This window comes from Streptomyces coeruleorubidus (genome assembly GCF_008705135.1).
GTDB classification, from domain to species: domain Bacteria; phylum Actinomycetota; class Actinomycetes; order Streptomycetales; family Streptomycetaceae; genus Streptomyces; species Streptomyces coeruleofuscus.
This window is the reverse complement of the sequence record NZ_CP023694.1, coordinates 2,553,097-2,571,483: the sequence shown is the minus strand read 5'-3', so window position 1 is coordinate 2,571,483 and position 18,387 is coordinate 2,553,097. Positions and strand designations below refer to the sequence as shown.

General features: G+C 70.9%; 16 protein-coding genes. 7 read left to right on the top strand and 9 right to left on the bottom strand.

Annotated elements, in window-relative coordinates; all coding sequences use genetic code 11:
- The gene (locus CP976_RS11960; RefSeq protein ID WP_150480343.1) at positions 1 to 741 is read left to right on the top strand and encodes an SDR family NAD(P)-dependent oxidoreductase; all 741 of its coding nucleotides are present in this window, start codon (positions 1 to 3) and stop codon (positions 739 to 741) included.
- A 149-nt stretch (positions 742 to 890) separates the two neighbouring features.
- Here the strand turns inward: CP976_RS11960 and CP976_RS11955 are convergent, their stop codons facing one another.
- Positions 891 to 2,021 carry a mechanosensitive ion channel family protein gene (locus CP976_RS11955; RefSeq protein WP_150480342.1) on the bottom strand — a complete coding sequence of 377 codons (1,131 nt, stop codon included), beginning with the start codon at positions 2,019 to 2,021 and terminating at the stop codon, positions 891 to 893.
- 107 nt (positions 2,022 to 2,128) lie between these two features.
- Between CP976_RS11955 and CP976_RS11950 the strand changes: the two genes are divergently transcribed.
- The gene (locus CP976_RS11950) at positions 2,129 to 2,698 is read left to right on the top strand and encodes a dienelactone hydrolase family protein (RefSeq protein WP_150480341.1); all 570 of its coding nucleotides are present in this window, start codon (positions 2,129 to 2,131) and stop codon (positions 2,696 to 2,698) included.
- A gap of 10 nt (positions 2,699 to 2,708) precedes the next feature.
- Here the strand turns inward: CP976_RS11950 and CP976_RS11945 are convergent, their stop codons facing one another.
- From CP976_RS11945 to CP976_RS11930, 4 genes are all read right to left on the bottom strand, one after another.
- Positions 2,709 to 4,379, bottom strand: coding sequence for an alkaline phosphatase D family protein (locus CP976_RS11945; RefSeq protein ID WP_150480340.1), 1,671 nt, complete (start codon positions 4,377 to 4,379; stop codon positions 2,709 to 2,711).
- Between the two features lie 93 nt (positions 4,380 to 4,472).
- Positions 4,473 to 5,291: a DsbA family protein gene (locus CP976_RS11940; protein ID WP_086853764.1), complete on the bottom strand. Its 819-nt coding sequence runs from the start codon at positions 5,289 to 5,291 to the stop codon at positions 4,473 to 4,475.
- Between the two features lie 78 nt (positions 5,292 to 5,369).
- Entirely contained in the window at positions 5,370 to 6,065 is a 696-nt protein-coding gene (locus CP976_RS11935; RefSeq protein WP_150480339.1) for a hypothetical protein, read from the bottom strand.
- A gap of 91 nt (positions 6,066 to 6,156) precedes the next feature.
- Complete coding sequence (locus CP976_RS11930) at positions 6,157 to 7,482, bottom strand: DUF2252 domain-containing protein (RefSeq protein ID WP_150480338.1); 1,326 nt, start codon at positions 7,480 to 7,482, stop codon at positions 6,157 to 6,159.
- A gap of 215 nt (positions 7,483 to 7,697) precedes the next feature.
- Between CP976_RS11930 and dnaE the strand changes: the two genes are divergently transcribed.
- Positions 7,698 to 11,237, top strand: coding sequence for a DNA polymerase III subunit alpha (dnaE, locus tag CP976_RS11925; protein WP_150480337.1), 3,540 nt, complete (start codon positions 7,698 to 7,700; stop codon positions 11,235 to 11,237).
- A gap of 102 nt (positions 11,238 to 11,339) precedes the next feature.
- On the opposite strand, the gene CP976_RS42875 is transcribed toward dnaE, so the two are convergent.
- Positions 11,340 to 11,504 carry a hypothetical protein gene (locus CP976_RS42875; protein WP_167537326.1) on the bottom strand — a complete coding sequence of 55 codons (165 nt, stop codon included), beginning with the start codon at positions 11,502 to 11,504 and terminating at the stop codon, positions 11,340 to 11,342.
- A 222-nt stretch (positions 11,505 to 11,726) separates the two neighbouring features.
- On the opposite strand from CP976_RS42875, the gene CP976_RS11920 reads away from it, so the two are divergent.
- The 4 genes from CP976_RS11920 (at position 11,727) to CP976_RS11905 (ending at position 15,812) form a co-directional block, all read left to right on the top strand.
- Positions 11,727 to 12,938 (top strand): NYN domain-containing protein, encoded by a 1,212-nt coding sequence (locus tag CP976_RS11920; protein WP_150480336.1) that lies wholly within the window; start codon positions 11,727 to 11,729, stop codon positions 12,936 to 12,938.
- A gap of 123 nt (positions 12,939 to 13,061) precedes the next feature.
- On the top strand, positions 13,062 to 14,036 hold the full coding sequence (locus CP976_RS11915) for an ABC transporter ATP-binding protein (RefSeq protein WP_150480335.1): 975 nt from the start codon (positions 13,062 to 13,064) through the stop codon (positions 14,034 to 14,036).
- Positions 14,037 to 14,217: 181 nt separating this feature from the next.
- Positions 14,218 to 15,039 carry an ABC transporter permease gene (locus CP976_RS11910; RefSeq protein ID WP_167537325.1) on the top strand — a complete coding sequence of 274 codons (822 nt, stop codon included), beginning with the start codon at positions 14,218 to 14,220 and terminating at the stop codon, positions 15,037 to 15,039.
- Between the two features lie 56 nt (positions 15,040 to 15,095).
- The gene (locus CP976_RS11905) at positions 15,096 to 15,812 is read left to right on the top strand and encodes an AAA family ATPase (protein WP_150480333.1); all 717 of its coding nucleotides are present in this window, start codon (positions 15,096 to 15,098) and stop codon (positions 15,810 to 15,812) included.
- Positions 15,813 to 15,917: 105 nt separating this feature from the next.
- On the opposite strand, the gene ybaK is transcribed toward CP976_RS11905, so the two are convergent.
- The 3 genes from ybaK to CP976_RS11890 all read right to left on the bottom strand — a co-directional run bounded on the left by ybaK (position 15,918) and on the right by CP976_RS11890 (position 18,266).
- Positions 15,918 to 16,421, bottom strand: coding sequence for a Cys-tRNA(Pro) deacylase (ybaK, locus tag CP976_RS11900; RefSeq protein ID WP_150480332.1), 504 nt, complete (start codon positions 16,419 to 16,421; stop codon positions 15,918 to 15,920).
- Positions 16,422 to 16,482: 61 nt separating this feature from the next.
- Positions 16,483 to 17,223, bottom strand: coding sequence for an LON peptidase substrate-binding domain-containing protein (locus CP976_RS11895; RefSeq protein ID WP_150480331.1), 741 nt, complete (start codon positions 17,221 to 17,223; stop codon positions 16,483 to 16,485).
- Between the two features lie 11 nt (positions 17,224 to 17,234).
- Positions 17,235 to 18,266, bottom strand: coding sequence for a hypothetical protein (locus CP976_RS11890; RefSeq protein ID WP_150480330.1), 1,032 nt, complete (start codon positions 18,264 to 18,266; stop codon positions 17,235 to 17,237).
- Between the last annotated feature and the right edge of the window lie 121 nt (positions 18,267 to 18,387).

Below are 18,387 nucleotides of genomic sequence, written 5' to 3'. Positions count from 1 at the left end.
ATGGCACGAAACGTAGTAATCAGTGGTGGAGGTACGGGAATTGGGCTCGCGGCGGCTCGGATGTTCGCCGCGGGCGGGGATCGGGTGCTGCTGCTCGGGCGGCGGGCCGAGGTGCTGGAGAAGGCCGAGGTGCCCGGCGCACTGACCTGTGCGGCGGATCTCGCCGAGCCCGAGGACGTGCGGGGCGTCGCCGGTTTCGTGGAGCGGGAGTTCGGGGGCGTGGACGTGCTCGTGCACAGCGCCGGCGGCAGCGGGCTGCTCGAACCGGATGCCGGGAGCGACGATCCGCTCGAGGGCGTCGCCCACACGTGGACCGTGAACTTCCGGCTCAACACGCTGACCGCCGTCCTGCTCACCGAGGCTCTGAAGCCGAGGCTCGCCGAACCCGGTGGGCGGGTGCTGTTCCTCAGCTCCATCGCCGCCTACCGGGGATCCGGGAGCGGGGCGTACGCGGCGGCCAAGGCGGGGCTGCACCCGTATGCCCATGATCTGGCCCGGGAGCTGGGGCCGCGCGGCATCACCGTGAACGTGGTCGCGCCCGGCTACATCGAGGACACCGAGTTCTTCGGGGACGCGATGGCCGAGGAGCGGAGGGCGCGGCTCATCGGCGAGACCTCGAACGGGCGAGCCGGGACGCCCGGGGACGTTGCCGAGACCCTGCACTGGCTCGCCTCTCCCGGCGCCGGGCACATCACGTCCCAGATCATCCAGGTCAACGGCGGCGCCGAGCGCGGTCACTGACCCGACCGACGCAGGAGGGCTGCCCGCAGCCGCGGGCAGCCCTCCTGCGTCGGTCGGCGCGGCAGGACGCGGGTTGCTCGGTGACCGGGCGCCCCTCCTGCGGTGCGGTCGGCGCTCCGGTCGTGGGTGGACGTCCGCCCGTGCCGCCGTCAGGGCTCCGTCCGGCTCGCGCCGTGGAAGCGGCGCTGCTGGTGCGGGACGCCGTCCTGGGACGGGCGGTGGCCGTTCTGGCTCTGGGACGGCGGCAGGATCGCGTCCGCCGTGTTGACCCGGGGCAGGGCGTACGGGTGCTCGTCGGCCAGCCAGCCGACCATCTGCTCGCGGACCGCGACCCGCACCGTCCAGATGTCGTCCGCGTCCTTGGCGGTCACCAGGGCCCGCACCTGCATGGTGTTCGGGGTGGTGTCCGTGACGGACAGGTCGTAGGCGCGGCCGTCCCAGGCCGGGCACTGGCGCAGGATGTCGCGGAGCTTCTCGCGCATGGCGTCCACGGGGGCCGTGTGGTCGACGTGCCAGAAGACGGTGCCGGTCATCTGCGGGGTGCCGCGCGACCAGTTCTCGAACGGCTTGGACGTGAAGTACGACACCGGCATGGTGATCCGGCGCTCGTCCCAGGTGCGCACGGTCAGGAACGTCAGCGTGATCTCCTCGACCGTGCCCCACTCGCCGTCCACGACGACGGTGTCCCCGATGCGCACCATGTCGCCGAAGGCGATCTGGAACCCGGCGAACATGTTGCTCAGCGTGGACTGGGCGGCGACACCGGCGACGATGCCGAGGATGCCGGCCGAGGCCAGCAGCGAGGCACCCGCCGCGCGGAACGCCGGGAACGTCAGCAGCATGCTCGCCGCGGCCACCACACCGACGATCGCGGACACCACCCGCATGATCAGCGTCACCTGGGTGCGCACCCGGCGGACCCTGGCCGGGTCGCGGTGGGCCCGGGCATTGGCGTACCGGGTGTAGGACGTCTCGACGATCGCCGACGCGATACGGATCACCAGCCAGGCGGCCGACCCGATCAGCACCAGGGTCAGCACCTGGCCGATGCCCTCCCTGCGGCTCTCCAGCAGTTGCGCCTCGTCGTACGACCCTCTCAGCAGGGCCGCGCACAGCAGGAGCTGGTAGGGGATGCGGCCGCGGCGGAGCAGCCCCCACAGCGGGGTCTCGTGGTGCCGTTCGTCGGCCTTGCGCAGCAGGAAGTCGGTGGCCCAGCCGATCACCAGCGTGAGCACGACCGAGCCACCGACCACGATCAGCGGTCGTAGCAGGTTCTCCATGCCCCCGAACCTAACCGGCTCGCCGGGTGCATGAACATGTGACTTCGGCGGCGTCCTGGGTAGTGCCGCGATCCCGGCAGGTCACACCCGGCTGGCACCATGGCCTCATGGACATCATGCTCTTTCACTCGACCCATGGGCTGCGGCCCGCGGTGCTCCAGGCCGCTGACCGGCTGCGCGCGGCCGGACACGAGGTGTGGACACCCGACCTCTTCGAGGGACGCACGTTCGACACGGTCGAGGAAGGCATGGAGCACAAGGAGAAGATCGGCAAGGAGGAGCTGCTGAGGCGGGCCGTGCTGGCCGCCGCGCCCTACTCCGAGCGCGGGCTGGTCTACGCAGGGTTCTCGCTCGGCGCCTCCATCGCGCAGACCCTCGCCCTCGGCGACGACAAGGCGCGCGGGCTGCTGCTCCTGCACGGCACGTCGGACATCGCGCCGGGCGTCACGGCGGACGAGCTGCCGGTCCAGCTGCACGTGGCGGAGCCGGACCCGTTCGAGACGGACGACTGGCTCAGCGCCTGGTACCTCCAGATGGGCCGCACCGGCGCCGACGTCGAGGTGTACCGGTACGCCGGGGCCGGCCATCTCTACACCGACCCCGACCTGCCGGACTACGACGAGGAGGCCGCCGAGGCCACCTGGCGGGTGGCACTCGGCTTCCTCGACAGCCTGTAGGGAGGTCCGGTCACGCCGGGTCGTAGGCGCGCTCGACCTTCTGGGTGCCGTTGCGGGTGCGGTACGAGCGGACCCACTTGGCGGTCGTGTCCCGCTTCGTGCGGTCGGAGACGACGTAGTAGTCCATCTGCGCGCGCTCGGCCGTGATGTCCAGGACGCCGAAGCCGTGGCGGTCGGTGTCGACCCAGTGGACGTGCCGGTTGGCGGCGCGGATCACGGGTGCGGCGACCGCGGAGACCGTGCCCTCGGGGACCTTGACGATGTCGTCGAGGTTGTCGGAGGTGACCGAGGTGACGACGAACTCGGTGGCGGCCGACGGGGACAGCGGGTACGTACCGGCGTCCACCGGCACGTCGTTGGCCCACGCCATGTGGATGTCGCCGGTGAGGAAGACGGTGTTGCGGATGGCGTGGGACCGCAGGTGCGCCAGGATCTCGCGGCGGTCGTCGGTGTAGCCGTCCCACTGGTCGGTGTTGAGGGCGAGACCCTCCTGCGGCAGGCCCAGCAGCTTGGCCAGCGGCTTCAGCAGGTCGGCGGAGAGCGAGCCGATGGCGAACGGCGAGACCATCACCGAGTTGCCGACCAGCCGCCAGGTGGTGTCGGACGCCTTCAGGCCCGCCTTGAGCCAGTCGAGCTGGGCGCGGCCGGTGAGCGTGCGGTCCGGGTCGTCGACCTCGCCGTCGCCGACCTTGACCTGCTGGGAGCGGAAGGAGCGCAGGTCCAGCAGCGAGAGGTCGGCCAGCTTGCCGAAACGCAGCCGGCGGTAGGTGGTGCCCGCGATCGCCGGACGCACCGGCATCCACTCGAAGTAGGCCTGCTTGGCGGCGGCCTGGCGGGCGGACCAGGTGCCCTCGGCGCCTTCCGTGTGGTTCTCGGCGCCGCCCGACCAGGCGTCGTTGGCGAACTCGTGGTCGTCCCAGATCGCCACGACAGGGGCCGCCGCGTGCAGGGCCTGGAGGTCCGGGTCCGTCTTGTAGCGGGCGTGCCGGACGCGGTAGTCGGCGAGGGTGACGATCTCGTGGGCCGGGGCGTGCGGGCGGACGACCGTGCCGCGGGTGCCGTACTGGCCGGTGCCGTACTCGTAGATGTAGTCGCCGAGGTGCAGCCAGGCGTCCAGGTCGCCGCGCGTGGCGAGGTGGCGGTACGGGGAGAAGTAGCCGGCCTCCCAGTTGGCGCAGGAGGCCACGCCGAAGCGCAGGTTGGTGACGGCCGCGTCGGGCGCCGGGGCGGTGCGGGTGCGGGCGGCGGGGGAGTCGGTGCCGCCGGCGGAGAAGCGGAACCAGTAGTCCGTGCCCGGCTCCAGGCCGCGGATGTCGGCCTTCACGGTGTGGTCGGAGGCGGCGGTCGCGGTGGTGGAGCCCTTGGCGACGACGGTGCTGAACGCCTTGTCCCTGGCGACGATCCAGCTCACCTCGGTGTCCGGGCCGAGCCCGGAGCCGGGTATCGCCTCCGGGACGGGCGTCACGCGGGTCCACAGCAGGATGCCGTCCGGCAGCGGGTCACCGGAGGCCACGCCGTGCAGGAAGGCGGGTGCCTGGTCGACGGCGCGCGCGGGCAGGGTTGCCGCCAGTGGCCCGGCCAGGACAGCGGTCGCCGCCGCGGCCTTGACGACCGTACGGCGGCGCGGGGTGAGGGAGTTGAGGCCCTCGGACGTGTTCGATGATCTGTATCGACTGGTCACGAGCGATCAGGTTACTGGTCGGTATGCACCGGAGCGGGCGAACTGAAGGAAGTTCGCCCGCTCTTCACATGCCGGCCGGTCCCTGACCTGCCGTCACTTCTTGAGGGCCTCGCCCACGACCCGGTTGAAGTCGGCCACCGTCATCAGCGGCGTGCCCTGGTTGTCGGCGGTGAGCTGCTTGCCGTCCATGACGAAGCCCGGGGTGCCCTGCACGCCGTCCTTGTTGTCGTCGAAGGTCTTCGACATGGCCATCGCCCAGGCGTCGTAGGTGCCCTTCTCGACCGCGTCCTGGAACTTCTTGTTGTTCTTCAGCTCCGGGACGGTGTTCGCGACCTTGATGAGGTAGCTGTCCTTCTTGAACTCGTCGGTCGTCTCCTCGGGGTGGTACTTCGCCGAGTACAGCGCGGCCTTGTAGTCGAGGAACGCCTGGTCGCTGACGTTCAGCGCGGCACCCAGGGCGCTCAGCGCGTTCTTGGAGCCCTCGCCGTTGTCCTTGTTGTCGATGAAGGTGGCGCCGATGAACTGCATCTTGTACTTGCCGTCGTCGATGTCCTTCTTCACGGTCGGACCGACGGTCTGCTCGAACTGGGCGCACACGGGGCAGCGCGGGTCCTCGTAGATCTTCAGGGTCTTCTTGGCCGAGTCCTTGCCGATGACGACCGTGGTGCCCTTGCTGCCCGTGGTGTTGGCCGGGGCGACGACCTTGGCGTCCTTCTGGGCCTCCCAGTGCGTGGGCTTGTTGGCCTGGACGACCGCGTAGCCGATGCCGCCGGCTATCGCCAGGACGCCGACTATGGAGGCGGCGACGATGATCTGCCGCTTGGCCTTCGCCCGCTTGGCCTCGCGCTCGCGCTCGACGCGCAGCCGCTCACGGGCCGCCGTCTTCGCCGCCTGGCTGTTCCGCTTGCTCATGGTGATGTTCTCCGTCGGGGACGCGCACACGTCGTGTGCGGAATACGTAAGGGGGACTGGCGGTGCTCGAAAGGTGCCTCACGCGAAGGCGGGCGAGCACGGCGGTCCACGTCGTCCCAGGGAGTGGGTGAGGATCCGGTCGCGGGCGGTGGGCGTGCGGTCGGAGGCCCGCGACGGCAGCCGGGGCCCGGCCGGGTCCCGGGTCACCGTCACGGCGGCGACCGCTAGCAGCAACGGCCGGAACGTGCTCGCCGCCACCGCCCGCAGCAGCTGGGCCAGGGCCCGCTCGCCGCGGCGCAGCCAGACGGCGGCGGTCAGTCCCACGCCGACGTGCGCGCCGAGCAGCAGCCAGGCGGTGGCCGGATCGGCGTGTGCGACCACGGCCGCGAGCCGGTCGGTGCCGGTGGCCCCGGCCATCCGCGCCAGCGGCGTGCCGATCTCGAAGCCGCCGCACAGCACGTCCAGGCCGACCGACCGCAGCGGGCCGGCTACCGGCCCGCCCGAACGGCCGTAACAGGCGTGCTGTCCCGTGGTGAACACCGTGTCGGCGGCCAGTTCCAGCGGGATCAGCAGGGCCGCGATCCGCCCGAAGGAGCGCTCGCGGCCCGCCAGGGCGTACGCGATCACGAACACGGTGACGGCGACCGCGGCCACCGTGCCCATCGGCAGCGGGACCCGGGACAGCAGCACGTGCGACGCGGTGCTGAGCGTCACGACCACTGCCGTGAACAGCGCCGCGCGTACGGCTCTGAGCTGGATCCCGGATATGTCCATAGCGAAAGGAGAGTCTGTCACGGGGGCCTGTAAGGGACCCCTAAAGGATGCCTGTGAGTAAGCGGCCGGACAAAGCCCCGGCTCAGGGCCCTTACAGCCCCGGGATCCGGCCGTTGCGGAACAGGTCCACGAAGGTCTGGTGGTCGGCACGCGCGCGTGCGCCGTAGCTGTGCGCGAAGTCGGTCAGCAGCGGGGCGAAGCTCTCCTCGTCGCCCGCGATCGCGGCGTCGATGGCCCGCTCCGTGGAGAACGGCACCAGGGACTCGCCGGACTGGTCGTCCGCCGCCGAGTGCATCGTGGCCGTGGCGCGGCCGAGGTCGGCCACCACCTGGGCGATCTCCTCAGCGTCGTCGATGTCGCCCCAGTCGAGGTCCACCGCGTACGGCGAGACCTCGGCGACCAGCTGGCCCGCGCCGTCCAGCTCGGTCCAGCCCAGCCACGGGTCGGCGTGCGCCTGGAGGGCGCGCTGGGAGATGACCGTGCGGTGCCCCTCGTGCTGGAAGTAGTCGCGGATCGGCTGGTCCGTGACGTGCCGGGAGACGGCCGGGGTCTGGGCCTGCTTGATGTAGATCACCACATCGTTCTCCAGGGCGTCGCTGTGGCCCTCAAGGAGGATGTTGTACGACGGCAGCCCCGCCGAGCCGATGCCGATGCCGCGCCGGCCGACGACGTCCTTCACGCGGTAGGAGTCCGGGCGGGCCAGCGAGCTGTCCGGGAGCGTCTCCAGGTAGCCGTCGAAGGCGGCGAGCACCTTGTAGCGCGTGGCCGCGTCCAGCTCCACCGAACCGCCGCCCGGGGCGAAGCGGCGCTCGAAGTCGCGGATCTCCGTCATCGACTCCAGCAGCCCGAACCGGGTCAGCGACCGGGCGTCGCGCAGCGCGTCCAGCAGCGGGCCCTGTGCCGTGTCCAGCGTGAAGGGCGGCACCTCGTCGCTCTTGGCGCCGGTGGCCAGGGCGTGGATCCGCTCGCGGTAGGCGACCGCGTAGATCGTCACCAGCTCGGAGATCTGCTCGTCGCTGAGCGCCTTCGCGTACCCGATGAGGGCGATGGAGGCGGCGAAGCGCTTCAGGTCCCACGTGAAGGGGCCGACGTAGGCCTCGTCGAAGTCGTTGACGTTGAAGATCAGGCGGCCGTTGGCGTCCATGTACGTGCCGAAGTTCTCCGCGTGCAGGTCGCCGTGGATCCACACGCGCGAGGTGCGCTCGTCCAGGAACGGCCCGCCCCGCTTCTCCTGCCCCAGATCGTGGTAGAAGAGGCACGCCGTGCCCCGGTAGAACGCGAAGGCCGAGGCCGCCATCTTCCGGAACTTCACGCGGAACGCGGCCGGGTCGGCGGCCAGGAGCTCGCCGAAGGCGGTGTCGAAGACGGCGAGAATTTCCTCACCGCGGTGCTCGCCGTCGAGCTGCGGGAACGACATCGCTGGGTGCCTCCTGGTGGTACGTCTGGGGACGGCAGATCCGCCCTCCGTCTAACGTGCGGCGGTCCGCGGGAGTGCCCGCGAGCCCCGCACGAAGGTACGCGGGTCAGGCCCCCGAGTGTCACTGGCGAGGCATAGACTTCGACGCTGTCCCCCAGACTGTCCGCAGCCTGTCGGGCCCCATTCGACGAACGTTTTCTCTGGAGGCCGCAGCCGTGTCAAAGCCGCCGTTCACGCACCTGCACGTCCACACCCAGTACTCGCTGCTGGACGGTGCCGCGCGGCTGAAGGACATGTTCAACGCGTGCAACGAGATGGGCATGACGCACATCGCCATGTCCGACCACGGCAACCTCCACGGGGCGTACGACTTCTTCCACACGGCGCAGAAGGCCGGGGTCACGCCGATCATCGGCATCGAGGCGTACGTCGCGCCCGAGTCGCGCCGCAACAAGCGCAAGATCCAGTGGGGCCAGCCGCACCAGAAGCGGGACGACGTCTCCGGCTCCGGTGGCTACACCCACAAGACGATGTGGGCCGTGAACAAGACGGGCCTGCACAACCTCTTCCGCCTCTCCTCGGACGCGTACGCCGAGGGCTGGCTGCAGAAGTGGCCCCGCATGGACAAGGAGACCATCGCCAAGTGGTCCGAGGGCATCGTCGCCTCCACCGGCTGCCCCTCCGGCGAGGTCCAGACCCGGCTGCGCCTCGGCCACTTCGACGAGGCCCTCAAGGCCGCCGCCGACTACCAGGACATCTTCGGCAAGGACCGCTACTTCCTGGAGCTGATGGACCACGGCATCGAGATCGAGCACCGGGTCCGCGACGGCCTGCTCGAGATCGCCAAGAAGCTCGGCATCCCCCCGCTGGTCACGAACGACTCCCACTACACCTACTCGCACGAGGCGAGCGCGCACGACGCCCTGCTGTGCATCCAGACCGGCAAGAACCTCTCCGACCCCGACCGCTTCAGGTTCGACGGCACCGGCTACTACCTGAAGTCCACGGACGAGATGTACGCCATCGACTCCTCGGACGCCTGGCAGGAGGGCTGCGCCAACACCCGGCTGATCGCCGAGATGGTCGACACCACGGGCATGTTCGAGAAGCGCGACCTGATGCCCAAGTTCGACATCCCCGAGGGGTACACGGAGGTCAGCTGGTTCCGCGAGGAGACCCTGCGCGGCATGCACCGCCGCTTCCCGGACGGCATCCCGGACGACCGCATGAAGCAGGTCGAGTACGAGATGGACACCATCATCTCGATGGGCTTCCCGGGCTACTTCCTCGTGGTCGCCGACTTCATCATGTGGGCCAAGAAGCAGGGCATCGCGGTCGGCCCCGGCCGAGGCTCCGCGGCCGGCTCGATCGTCGCCTACGCCCTCGGCATCACCGACCTCGACCCCATCCCGCACGGCCTGATCTTCGAGCGGTTCCTCAACCCCGAGCGCATCTCCATGCCCGATGTCGACATCGACTTCGACGAGCGCCGGCGCGTCGAGGTGATCCGGTACGTGACGGAGAAGTACGGCGCCGACAAGGTCGCCATGATCGGCACGTACGGCACCATCAAGGCCAAGAACGCGATCAAGGACTCCGCGCGCGTGCTGGGCTACCCGTACGCGATGGGCGACCGCCTCACCAAGGCCATGCCCGCCGACGTCCTCGGCAAGGGCATCAACCTCGACGGCATCACCAACCCCGAGCACCCCCGCTACTCGGAGGCGGGCGAGATCCGGGCGATGTACGAGAACGAGCCGGACGTGAAGAAGGTCATCGACACCGCCAAGGGCGTCGAGGGCCTGGTCCGCCAGATGGGCGTCCACGCCGCCGGCGTGATCATGTCCAGCGAGACCATCACCGACCACGTCCCGGTCTGGGTCAGGCACACCGACGGCGTGACCATCACGCAGTGGGACTACCCGAGCTGTGAGTCGCTCGGCCTGCTGAAGATGGACTTCCTCGGCCTGCGCAACCTGACGATCATGGACGACGCCGTCAAGATGGTGAAGTCCAACAAGGGGATCGACATCGATCTCCTGAGCCTCCCGCTCGACGACCCCACGACCTTCGAACTGCTCCAGCGCGGCGACACCCTCGGCGTCTTCCAGTTCGACGGCGGCCCCATGCGCTCCCTGCTTCGGCTGATGAAGCCGGACAACTTCGAAGACATCTCCGCCGTGTCGGCCCTGTACCGCCCGGGCCCGATGGGCATGAACTCCCACACGAACTACGCCCTGCGCAAGAACGGGCAGCAGGACATCACGCCCATCCACCCCGAGCTGGAGGAGCCGCTCAGGGAGGTCCTGGACGTCACCCACGGCCTGATCGTCTACCAGGAGCAGGTGCAGAAGGCCGCCCAGATCATCGCGGGCTACTCGCTCGGCGAGGCCGACATCCTCCGCCGCGTGATGGGCAAGAAGAAGCCCGAGGAACTGGCCAAGAACTTCGTGCTGTTCCAGGAGGGCGCCCGCAAGAAGGGCTACAGCGACGAGGCCATCCAGGCGCTGTGGGACGTGCTGGTCCCCTTCGCCGGCTACGCGTTCAACAAGGCGCACTCCGCCGCGTACGGACTCGTCTCGTACTGGACGGCGTACCTCAAGGCGAACCACCCCGCCGAGTACATGGCCGCGCTCCTCACGTCCGTGAAGGACGACAAGGACAAGTCGGCCGTCTACCTCAACGAGTGCCGCCGCATGGGCATCAAGGTGCTCCCGCCGGACGTCAACGAGTCGATGTCCAACTTCGCCGCCCAGGGCGACGACGTGATCCTCTTCGGCCTCTCCGCCGTCCGCAACGTCGGTACGAACGTCGTCGAGTCGATCATCAGGTGCCGCAAGGCCAAGGGGAAGTACACCTCGTTCCCGGACTACCTCGACAAGGTGGAGGCGGTGGTCTGCAACAAGCGCACCACCGAATCGCTGATCAAGGCCGGCGCCTTCGACGCCATGGGCCACACCCGCAAGGGCCTGACCGCGCAGTACGAACCGATGATCGACAACGTGGTCGCGGTCAAGCGCAAGGAGGCCGAGGGGCAGTTCGACCTCTTCGGCGGCATGGGGGAGGAGCAGAGCGACGAGCCGGGCTTCGGGCTCGACGTGGAGTTCACCACCGAGGAGTGGGACAAGACCTATCTGCTCGCCCAGGAGCGGGAGATGCTCGGTCTGTACGTCTCCGACCACCCGCTGTTCGGTCTGGAGCACATCCTGTCCGACAAGGCCGACGCGGGCATCTCCCAGCTCACCGGCGGTGAGCACGCGGACGGCGCGGTCGTCACCATCGGCGGCATCATCTCCGGCCTCCAGCGCAAGATGACCAAGCAGGGCAACGCCTGGGCCATCGCCACCGTCGAGGACCTCGCCGGCTCGATCGAGTGCATGTTCTTCCCGGCGACCTACCAGCTCGTCTCGACCCAACTCGTCGAGGACGCCGTGGTGTTCGTCAAGGGCCGACTCGACAAGCGCGAGGACGTGCCGCGGCTGGTCGCGATGGAGTTGCAGGTCCCCGACCTGTCGAACGCGGGCACCAACGCGCCCGTCGTACTGACCATCCCGGCCACGCGGGTGACCCCGCCGCTGGTCAGCCGGCTCGGCGAGGTCCTCAGCCACCACAAGGGCGACAGCGAGGTCCGGATCAGGCTCCAGGGGCCGACCAAGACGACCGTGCTGCGTCTGGACCGGCACCGGGTGAAGCCGGACCCGGCGCTCTTCGGCGACCTGAAGGTGCTGCTCGGGCCGTCCTGCCTGGCGGGCTGACGACAGAGCCCAGCGGGCTCTTGACGCGCGTGAGGGGCGTACCCGGTACCTGGTACGCCCCTCGCGCATGAGCGCGAGTCTCAACGACCCGTCACACAGATGTCAGTTGTGGCCGAAGCTGCGCTTCCGCTTGCGGGACGCCACGTCACCGGGGGTCAGCTCGACCTCGGGCTGGGGCTCCGCCTCGGTCGCGGGGCTGCGGTCCGCCCGCTGTCCGCGCTCGGTAGGACGCTGCTGCTTACGGTCACGGTTCTTGTTCTTGGCCATGGTGATGCCTCCTGTGGGGGATCTAGGGGCCAGGGCCGGGACCAGATTCACACAGGCCGACAACGATCGCATGTCGGACAATTACCGTGCGTGACAGGGCTGGTCGCGGCGAGATCCTCGGAAACGCCACGCCGAAGATCGAGTTCCGGCCGTTAACCTCCGCGCCGTCGGGCAGACTCGAAGCAAGCCCGAAGCAAACCTCCCGGGAAGAGGGTGAGTCGTGTGGACCGCTGCATCGTCCTGGTGGACGCGGGGTATCTGCTGGGGGCAGCGGCGAGTCTCCTCGCCGGGGAGCCCTCGCGATCCCGTATCACCGTCGACCACACCGCCCTCATCCAGGGGCTGCGCGAACGCGCCGAGTCGGACACGCAGCAGCCGCTGCTGCGTATCTACTGGTTCGACGGCGCCCCCGACCGGGTCCCGCAGCCCGAGCACCGCAGGCTGCGCGTGATGCCCCGGGTCACCGTCCGGCTGGGCGCGCTGACCCGCAGCGACGGCCGCTGGGCGCAGAAGGGCGTGGACGCCGCGATGCACGCCGAGCTCACCGAACTGGCCCGCAACCGCGCCTGCTCCGACGTCGTCCTGGTGACCGGGGACGGTGACCTGCTGCCGGGAATGATGGCCGCCAAGGAGCACGGCGTCGCCGTCCACCTGTGGGCCGTGCAGGCCGCCGACGGCGACTACAACCAGTCCGAGGACCTGGTCGCCGAGGCCGACGAGCGGCGCGTCCTGGACCGGACCTGGATCACCAGGGCCGTCCGCGCCAAGGAGCACACCGGCGTGTGCGCCCCGCAGCCCGCGCCCCGGCCCGAGATCGCCGCGATCCTCTCCGCCCCGCTGCCCGAGTCCGCGCTCGCCGCCGCGGCCGAGCGACCCGCCCCGCAGCCGCAGCACCCCGCGGCCGGTGCCGGGCAGAACGGCGGGGAGGAACGGGCGCCCGCCGCCAAAGGCGTCCCCACGCCCAAAGACCTGGCCGCCCTGCGCGCCCCCGGCGCCCAGTCCGCCCAGCAGCCCGCCTCCGCCACCCTCCGCTGGTCCTCCGACAAGGGCTGGGTCGACCGGCCCACGGCCGAGCCCCCCGAGGCCGCCTCGATGCCGACGCTCGCCCAGCTGACCACGGCCGAGCAGCGGTGGGCCGACCGCGAGGAGGACATCACCACCGTCGGCGGCGACCCCTTCGAGGTGGGGCAGGTCTTCGCGCGGCGCTGGGTCGAGCGCCTCGGCGACCAGGGCCACCTGCAGAAACTGTCCGGAATGTACCCGCGCATCCCGCACCGTGTCGACGGGGAGCTGCTGCGCTACGCCGCCCGCTTCGGGCTGCTCGCCCACAAGGACGACCAGATCGACGAGCGGGACCGGTACGCCATCCGGGCCGGTTTCTGGAAGGAGATCGGCGTCCGCACGGGAGTGGAGCACGCGCCCGTCGGCGAATGAGAACTTCGCCGGCGGATTTCCCGTTGTGGACCGACCCGAGAGCGGACCGGGCTCGCCGACCCCGTAGTCTCGTCCCTTGTGAGTAAGCGCGCGGCACAGGCATTTCGGCACGATGGTGACGTCGTGTGCGCGGTGCGCGGGCTGACCAAGACCTATCCGGCGGTACGCGCCCGGCGCGGCGCGCCCGGAACACCCGAGGTCCGGGCCACGGACGACGTGACGCTGGACATCCGGCGTGGCGAGATCTTCGGCCTGCTCGGGCCGAACGGCGCCGGCAAGTCCACCCTCGTACGGCAGCTCACCGGACTGATGCGGCCCGACCGCGGCAGCGTGGAGATTCTCGGGCACGACATCGTGCGCCACCCGGAGCGGGCGGCGCGGATCCTCGCCTACCTCGGGCAGGAGTCGACCGCCCTCGACGAGCTGACCGTGTCGCTCGCCGCCGAGACCACCGGGCGGCTGCGCGGCCTGGACGTACGGCGGGCGCGGGCCGAGCGGGACGACGTACTCGACGAGCTGGGGCTCGCGCCGCTCGCCGGGCGGCCGCTGAAGAAGCTCTCCGGGGGCCAGCGGCGCCTGGCGTGCTTCGCCGCGGCGCTGGTGGGGGAGCGGTCGCTGCTCGTGCTCGACGAGCCGACCACCGGCATGGACCCGGTGGCGCGGCGGGCTGTGTGGTCCGCCGTCGACCGGCGGCGGGCCGAGCGCGGGACGACCGTGCTGCTGGTCACCCACAACGTCATCGAGGCCGAGACCGTGCTGGACCGGGTGGCCGTCCTCGACCGGGGGCGGGTGATCGCCTGCGACACTCCGACCGGGCTCAAGGAGCAGGTCGCCGGCGAGGTGCGGGTCGACCTGGTGTGGCGGGACGCGGCGCCGCTGCACGTCCCCGAGGTGGCCGCGCTGCGGGACCGCGCCGTGGAGTCGGGCCGCCTGTGGACGCTCCGGCTCGGGCCCGAGGAGGCCCGGGCGGTGGTCGCCACCGTCACCGGCGGAGCCGCCTTCGCCGCCCTGGACGACTTCACGCTGGCCACGCCGAGCCTGGAGGACGTGTACCTGGCCCTGGGCGGTGCCGTGCAGCAGGGGCTGGTGAAGGCGTGAGGAGTGGCGAGGCCTCGAGTGCGGGGGCCTGGAACATGGCGGCCTTGAACATGACGGCCTTGAATGTGACGGCCCGGAATGCGGCGGCCCGGAATGCGGCGGCCTTGAGTACGCGGGGCGCCGCGTACGTACCGAACTGGGCGACTGCCGCAGTGGACCCGACGAAGGGGAGCAGCGCGACGTGAGTGTCGTACCCGCCGATGTCCTGCCGGGCAGTGCCCTGGCCGTGGACGAGCCCGCCGCGTACGCGGCCGAGCTCGGGCCTCGGGCGCGGCTGTGGCCGTCGCTGGCGGCCGTGTACCGGGCGCAGCTGTCCCGGGCGCGGGTCGCGCGAATCCCGCTGCTGTTCGTGGCGACCTTCCAGTCGATCGGGATCATGATCCTGATGCGCGGGGTCGTGGACGACGGGGCAGAGGCGCAGGCCGTCGTCGCCGGGTCGTCGGTCCTCGTGGTCGCCTTCGTCGCGCTGAACCTTCTCGCGCAGTACTTCGGGCAGCTGCGGGCCAGCGGCGGACTCGACCACTACGCGACGCTGCCGGTGCCGCCGGCGGCGGTGGTGCTGGGCGCGGCGGGCGCGTACGCGTCGTTCACCGTGCCCGGGACCGTCGTGACGGCGGTGTTCGGCTGTGTGCTCTTCGGGCTGCCACTGGCCCATCTGTGGATCCTCGTGGCCGTGATCCCGCTGGCGGGCGCCGCGCTCGCCGGGCTCGGGGCGGCGCTCGGGCTGCTCGCGCCCCGGCCGGAGCTGGCCACGTTGCTCGGGCAGCTCGGCATGTCGGCGGCGCTGCTGCTGGGCGTGCTGCCGGCGGACCGGATGCCGGAGGTCGTGCGGTTCGCGCGGGATCTGCTGCCGTCGACGTACGGGGTGGAGGCCTTCGCGCGCACGTTCGGGCCGAACCCCGACTGGGCCTTCGTGCTCGGTGACCTCGCCGTGTGCGGGTTCGTGGGCGTCGTATCGCTGGCCGTGGCGACCTGGGCGTACCGCCGGGCGGCCGTCCGGTGAGCGGGGAGGGATCGTCCGGTGACGCGGGGCACAGGCGGGCCTGGCACGATGGCAGGGTGACCGCACCACTGAATCCGCCACCGCATGAACGTTCCGCACAGGATTCGTGGCCGCCGCCGGGCGCCGGCCCCGGGGCGCACGGGTCCCAGGCTCATGAAGCCGAGGCTCCTGGGTCTCAGCAGGCCGAGTACGCCGGGCACGGCTGGTACGGGCAGGACGACGGGCCCGGCATGAGGACGGAAGTGCGGGAGGCCGGCGTGGTCGCCGTGGCGGTGGCGCTCGGCGGGGTGCTGCTGGGCGTGCTGTGGTGGTGGCTCGCGCCTCACGTGCCGCTGGTCGGTGACGTGGTCGAGGGGAACTGGGTCGTCTTCCTCAAGGACACCGAGGGGGAGCAGGCCGTCGGGGTCGACGGCACGTTCACGCTGCTCGGGCTGGCCTTCGGGGTCGTCAGTGCCCTGGTCGTGTTCCTGCTGCGGCGGCGCGGGGGTGTGCCGCTGGTCGTGGGGCTGGCCGTCGGGGGGCTGCTCGGGTCGTTTGTGGCATGGCGGGTCGGGGTGTGGCTCGGGCCCGCGGAGGACGTGGTCGCCCATGCGCGGGAAGTGGGGCGGGGGGTGACGTTCTCCGCGCCGTTGAGGCTGGGGGCGAAGGGGGCGTTGCTGGCCTGGCCGTTCGCCGCGCTGGTGCTGCATCTCGGGTTGACGGCGTTGTTCGGGCCTCGGGATCCGGAGCCGGAGTTCGGGCATGGGCCCTATGAGGCACCGCCTGCTGCTTGAGCGCTCGGCGTTGGTGCTGGGGCGGGGTGGGTCCGCAGCCCGGCGGCGCGGGGTGCCGCTCTCTTTGGGACGGGTGCCGCCCTTAGCGGCACGATTGCCCGCAGCTCAGCTGAATCGCCCGACAGGCGCCAGCAGTGCGTCCGTCAGCTTCTGCAAGTCCAGCGGGGACAGTTCCACCTCCAGGCCCCTCCGGCCCGCCGAGACGCAGATCGTCGAGTGCGCTGAAGCCGAGGCATCGAGCACCGTCGGGAGCCTCTTTCGCTGGCCCAGCGGGGAGATGCCGCCCCGGACGTACCCCGTCGTGCGTTCCGCCAGTGTCGGGTCGGCCATGGTCGCGCGTTTGCCGCCCACGGCCGCTGCCAGGGCCTTCAGGTCCAGCTGGCCCGCCACCGGGACCACGGCGACCGTCAGGGAGCCGTCGACGTCCGCCACCAGGGTCTTGAAGACGCGGTCCGGGGAGACGCCCATCGCCTCGGCCGCCTCCTCGCCGTAGGAGGGGTGGGAGGGGTCGTGGTCGTAGGAGTGGACCGTGAACTCCACGCCGGCCGCCGTGAGGGCGACCGTCGCGGGGGTGCCGCCCGGCTGCTGCTTCTTCGACTTCTTGGCCATTCCGTCCGCTTCGGTCGAGACGCGTCTTCGGTTGAGACGCGTCTTCAGTTGAGACTCGTCTTCAGTTGAGACTCGTCGGGCCGCGCGTCAGGTCCGACGACGGCAACGACGGCAGATTACGGATGATGGCCGTCTCGGAGCGAAGGAGTTTCAGCTCGTCGCGCAGGCGGGAGGCCGTGTCGGGTGCCTGGAGCAGGCGCTGCTTGGTGGGGGTGTCCAGCATCATCGCCGCGGCCACCAGGTACGAGACCACACCGGGCTCGTCGGGCAGGTCGGCGCCGGTCGTCAGGGACCGTTCCCGCGCGCCAGCCAGCCGCTTCTGGTACTGGCGGAAGGACCGCAGCACCCCCTCGGCCAAGGGCGCCGCCTCGTCGCCGGGTTCCTCCGGCAGCGTCTCCAGCTCGGCCGTCAGGAACGGACCCGACGCCTCCACCGACAGCAGCCGCACCCGGTTCGTGCCGGTCGCCAGCACCTCGAAGGAGCCGTCGGTCCGCTCGCGGATCGTCGCGGCGTCCGCGATACAGCCCACCTTGTGGAACGCCTTGGCCGGGTCCGTGCCGAAGCCGGCGGCGGGCCCCCGCTCGGGCAGGGACGTGGGGTCGGGCATGCCGGGCGCGCTCGGGGCCACCTCGTGGCCGTCGCGGATCGCCACGACGGCGAACCGGCGCGGCTCGTCCTCCGGCGTCTTCAGCAGTTCGCGCATCATGGCGCGATACCGCTCCTCGAAGACGTTGAGCGGGAGCACGAGCCCCGGGAACAGCACCGAGTTCAGGGGGAAGAGGGGGAGCCGGACGGTGGTCACGACGCAAAAGCCTAATGGTCGCGGGAGCGGGCTCGTCCGCCCCGTTCACTCCGTGGATGCCCGGGCGGCCGGCCGGCCGCTCCGGCCAGGATGTCGTCGCGTACCCGAAGGAAGTGGCCGAGCGGGTCGTCGGACACCTGGTCCCAGGGGAACGAGGTGGCGTACGGGCCGTTCAGGCGCAGCTGTTCCTGGGCGTCCGGCCAGCGCTCCAGGCGCACCAGGACGAAGACGAGCAGGTTCCGCATGCGGGCCGGCCAGGGGTCGGCCGTCGGCAGGCGCAGGGACAGCGCGATCGCCCGGTCGGCGGCCGCGTCCAGCCGTTCGCGCGGCAGCTCGGGGCCGCAGTCGTCGGTGAGATAGCCGAAGGCGGCCCGCAGCGGCAGCGCCTGGACGAGCGCGTCGGCTGGCGCGTCCTGCGCGGCCCGGTCGGCGAAGTCGAAGCACTCCTGGTGCGAACCGTGCCAGGACGCGGCCAGGTAGCGCAGGGCCGACTCGTGACAGCCGTAGTGGTGGGGGGCGCGGCGGACGGCCGCCGCCCACAGTTCCTCGAAGTAGCTGTGTCCGGCCTGGGCGCCGCGCGCGTGGTCCAGCGCGAGCCGCCAGGGCACGGGATCGCCGTGGTCGGCCCGCGCGGCGGCCGTGATCAGCGGGCTCACCTCGCGCAGCGCCTCGGCCCGGGCCGGTGACTGCCAGGCGCGGTCCACCGCGAGCTGGGCCCTGAGCAGCAGCGCGTCCGGGTCCTGCGGGACGGTGGCGAGCCAGGCGTCCAGCCAGTCGGGGCGCGAGCGGGCGAAGGCGGCCAGCCGGGTGACGTACCGGTCGCGCCGCTCCCATTCGGCCGCCGTCCGGGTGGCGCTGAGCAGCCCGGCAGCCGGTCCGTGGTCGTCGCGGGCGGCCGCGACCAGCGCCGGACTGAGCCGCGCGTCGGGCGCGTCGAGCAGTGCCTCGTCGTCGGTGCGCGGTCCGCCGACGAGGTGGGAGGCGGTCCTTGTCATCCGGCTCGCGCGGATGAACGGCAGCTGTATTGCCATGGTGCCGACCATTGAAAGTCCGCTGGTCACAGCGGCGCCAGATCGTTCAGGGAAGTCGCGGAAAGTTGTACGCCACAGAGTCAAGAGATGGTAAAGCTGTGACAGTTCAACAACTTCCATCACATGGGCAACA

Excerpts from the sequence above, each read along its gene's own strand:
- CP976_RS42875 (WP_167537326.1), bottom strand. The coding sequence starts at position 11,504 with ATGGCCAAGAACAAGAACCGTGACCGTAAGCAGCAGCGTCCTACCGAG.
- CP976_RS11960 (WP_150480343.1), top strand. The coding sequence starts at position 1 with ATGGCACGAAACGTAGTAATCAGTGGTGGAGGTACGGGAATTGGGCTC.
- CP976_RS11935 (WP_150480339.1), bottom strand. The coding sequence starts at position 6,065 with ATGGACATATCCGGGATCCAGCTCAGAGCCGTACGCGCGGCGCTGTTC.
- CP976_RS11950 (WP_150480341.1), top strand. The coding sequence starts at position 2,129 with ATGGACATCATGCTCTTTCACTCGACCCATGGGCTGCGGCCCGCGGTG.
- CP976_RS11955 (WP_150480342.1), bottom strand. The coding sequence starts at position 2,021 with ATGGAGAACCTGCTACGACCGCTGATCGTGGTCGGTGGCTCGGTCGTG.
- CP976_RS11930 (WP_150480338.1), bottom strand. The coding sequence starts at position 7,482 with ATGTCGTTCCCGCAGCTCGACGGCGAGCACCGCGGTGAGGAAATTCTC.
- CP976_RS11940 (WP_086853764.1), bottom strand. The coding sequence starts at position 5,291 with ATGAGCAAGCGGAACAGCCAGGCGGCGAAGACGGCGGCCCGTGAGCGG.
- CP976_RS11890 (WP_150480330.1), bottom strand. The coding sequence starts at position 18,266 with ATGGTCGGCACCATGGCAATACAGCTGCCGTTCATCCGCGCGAGCCGG.
- ybaK (WP_150480332.1), bottom strand. The coding sequence starts at position 16,421 with ATGGCCAAGAAGTCGAAGAAGCAGCAGCCGGGCGGCACCCCCGCGACG.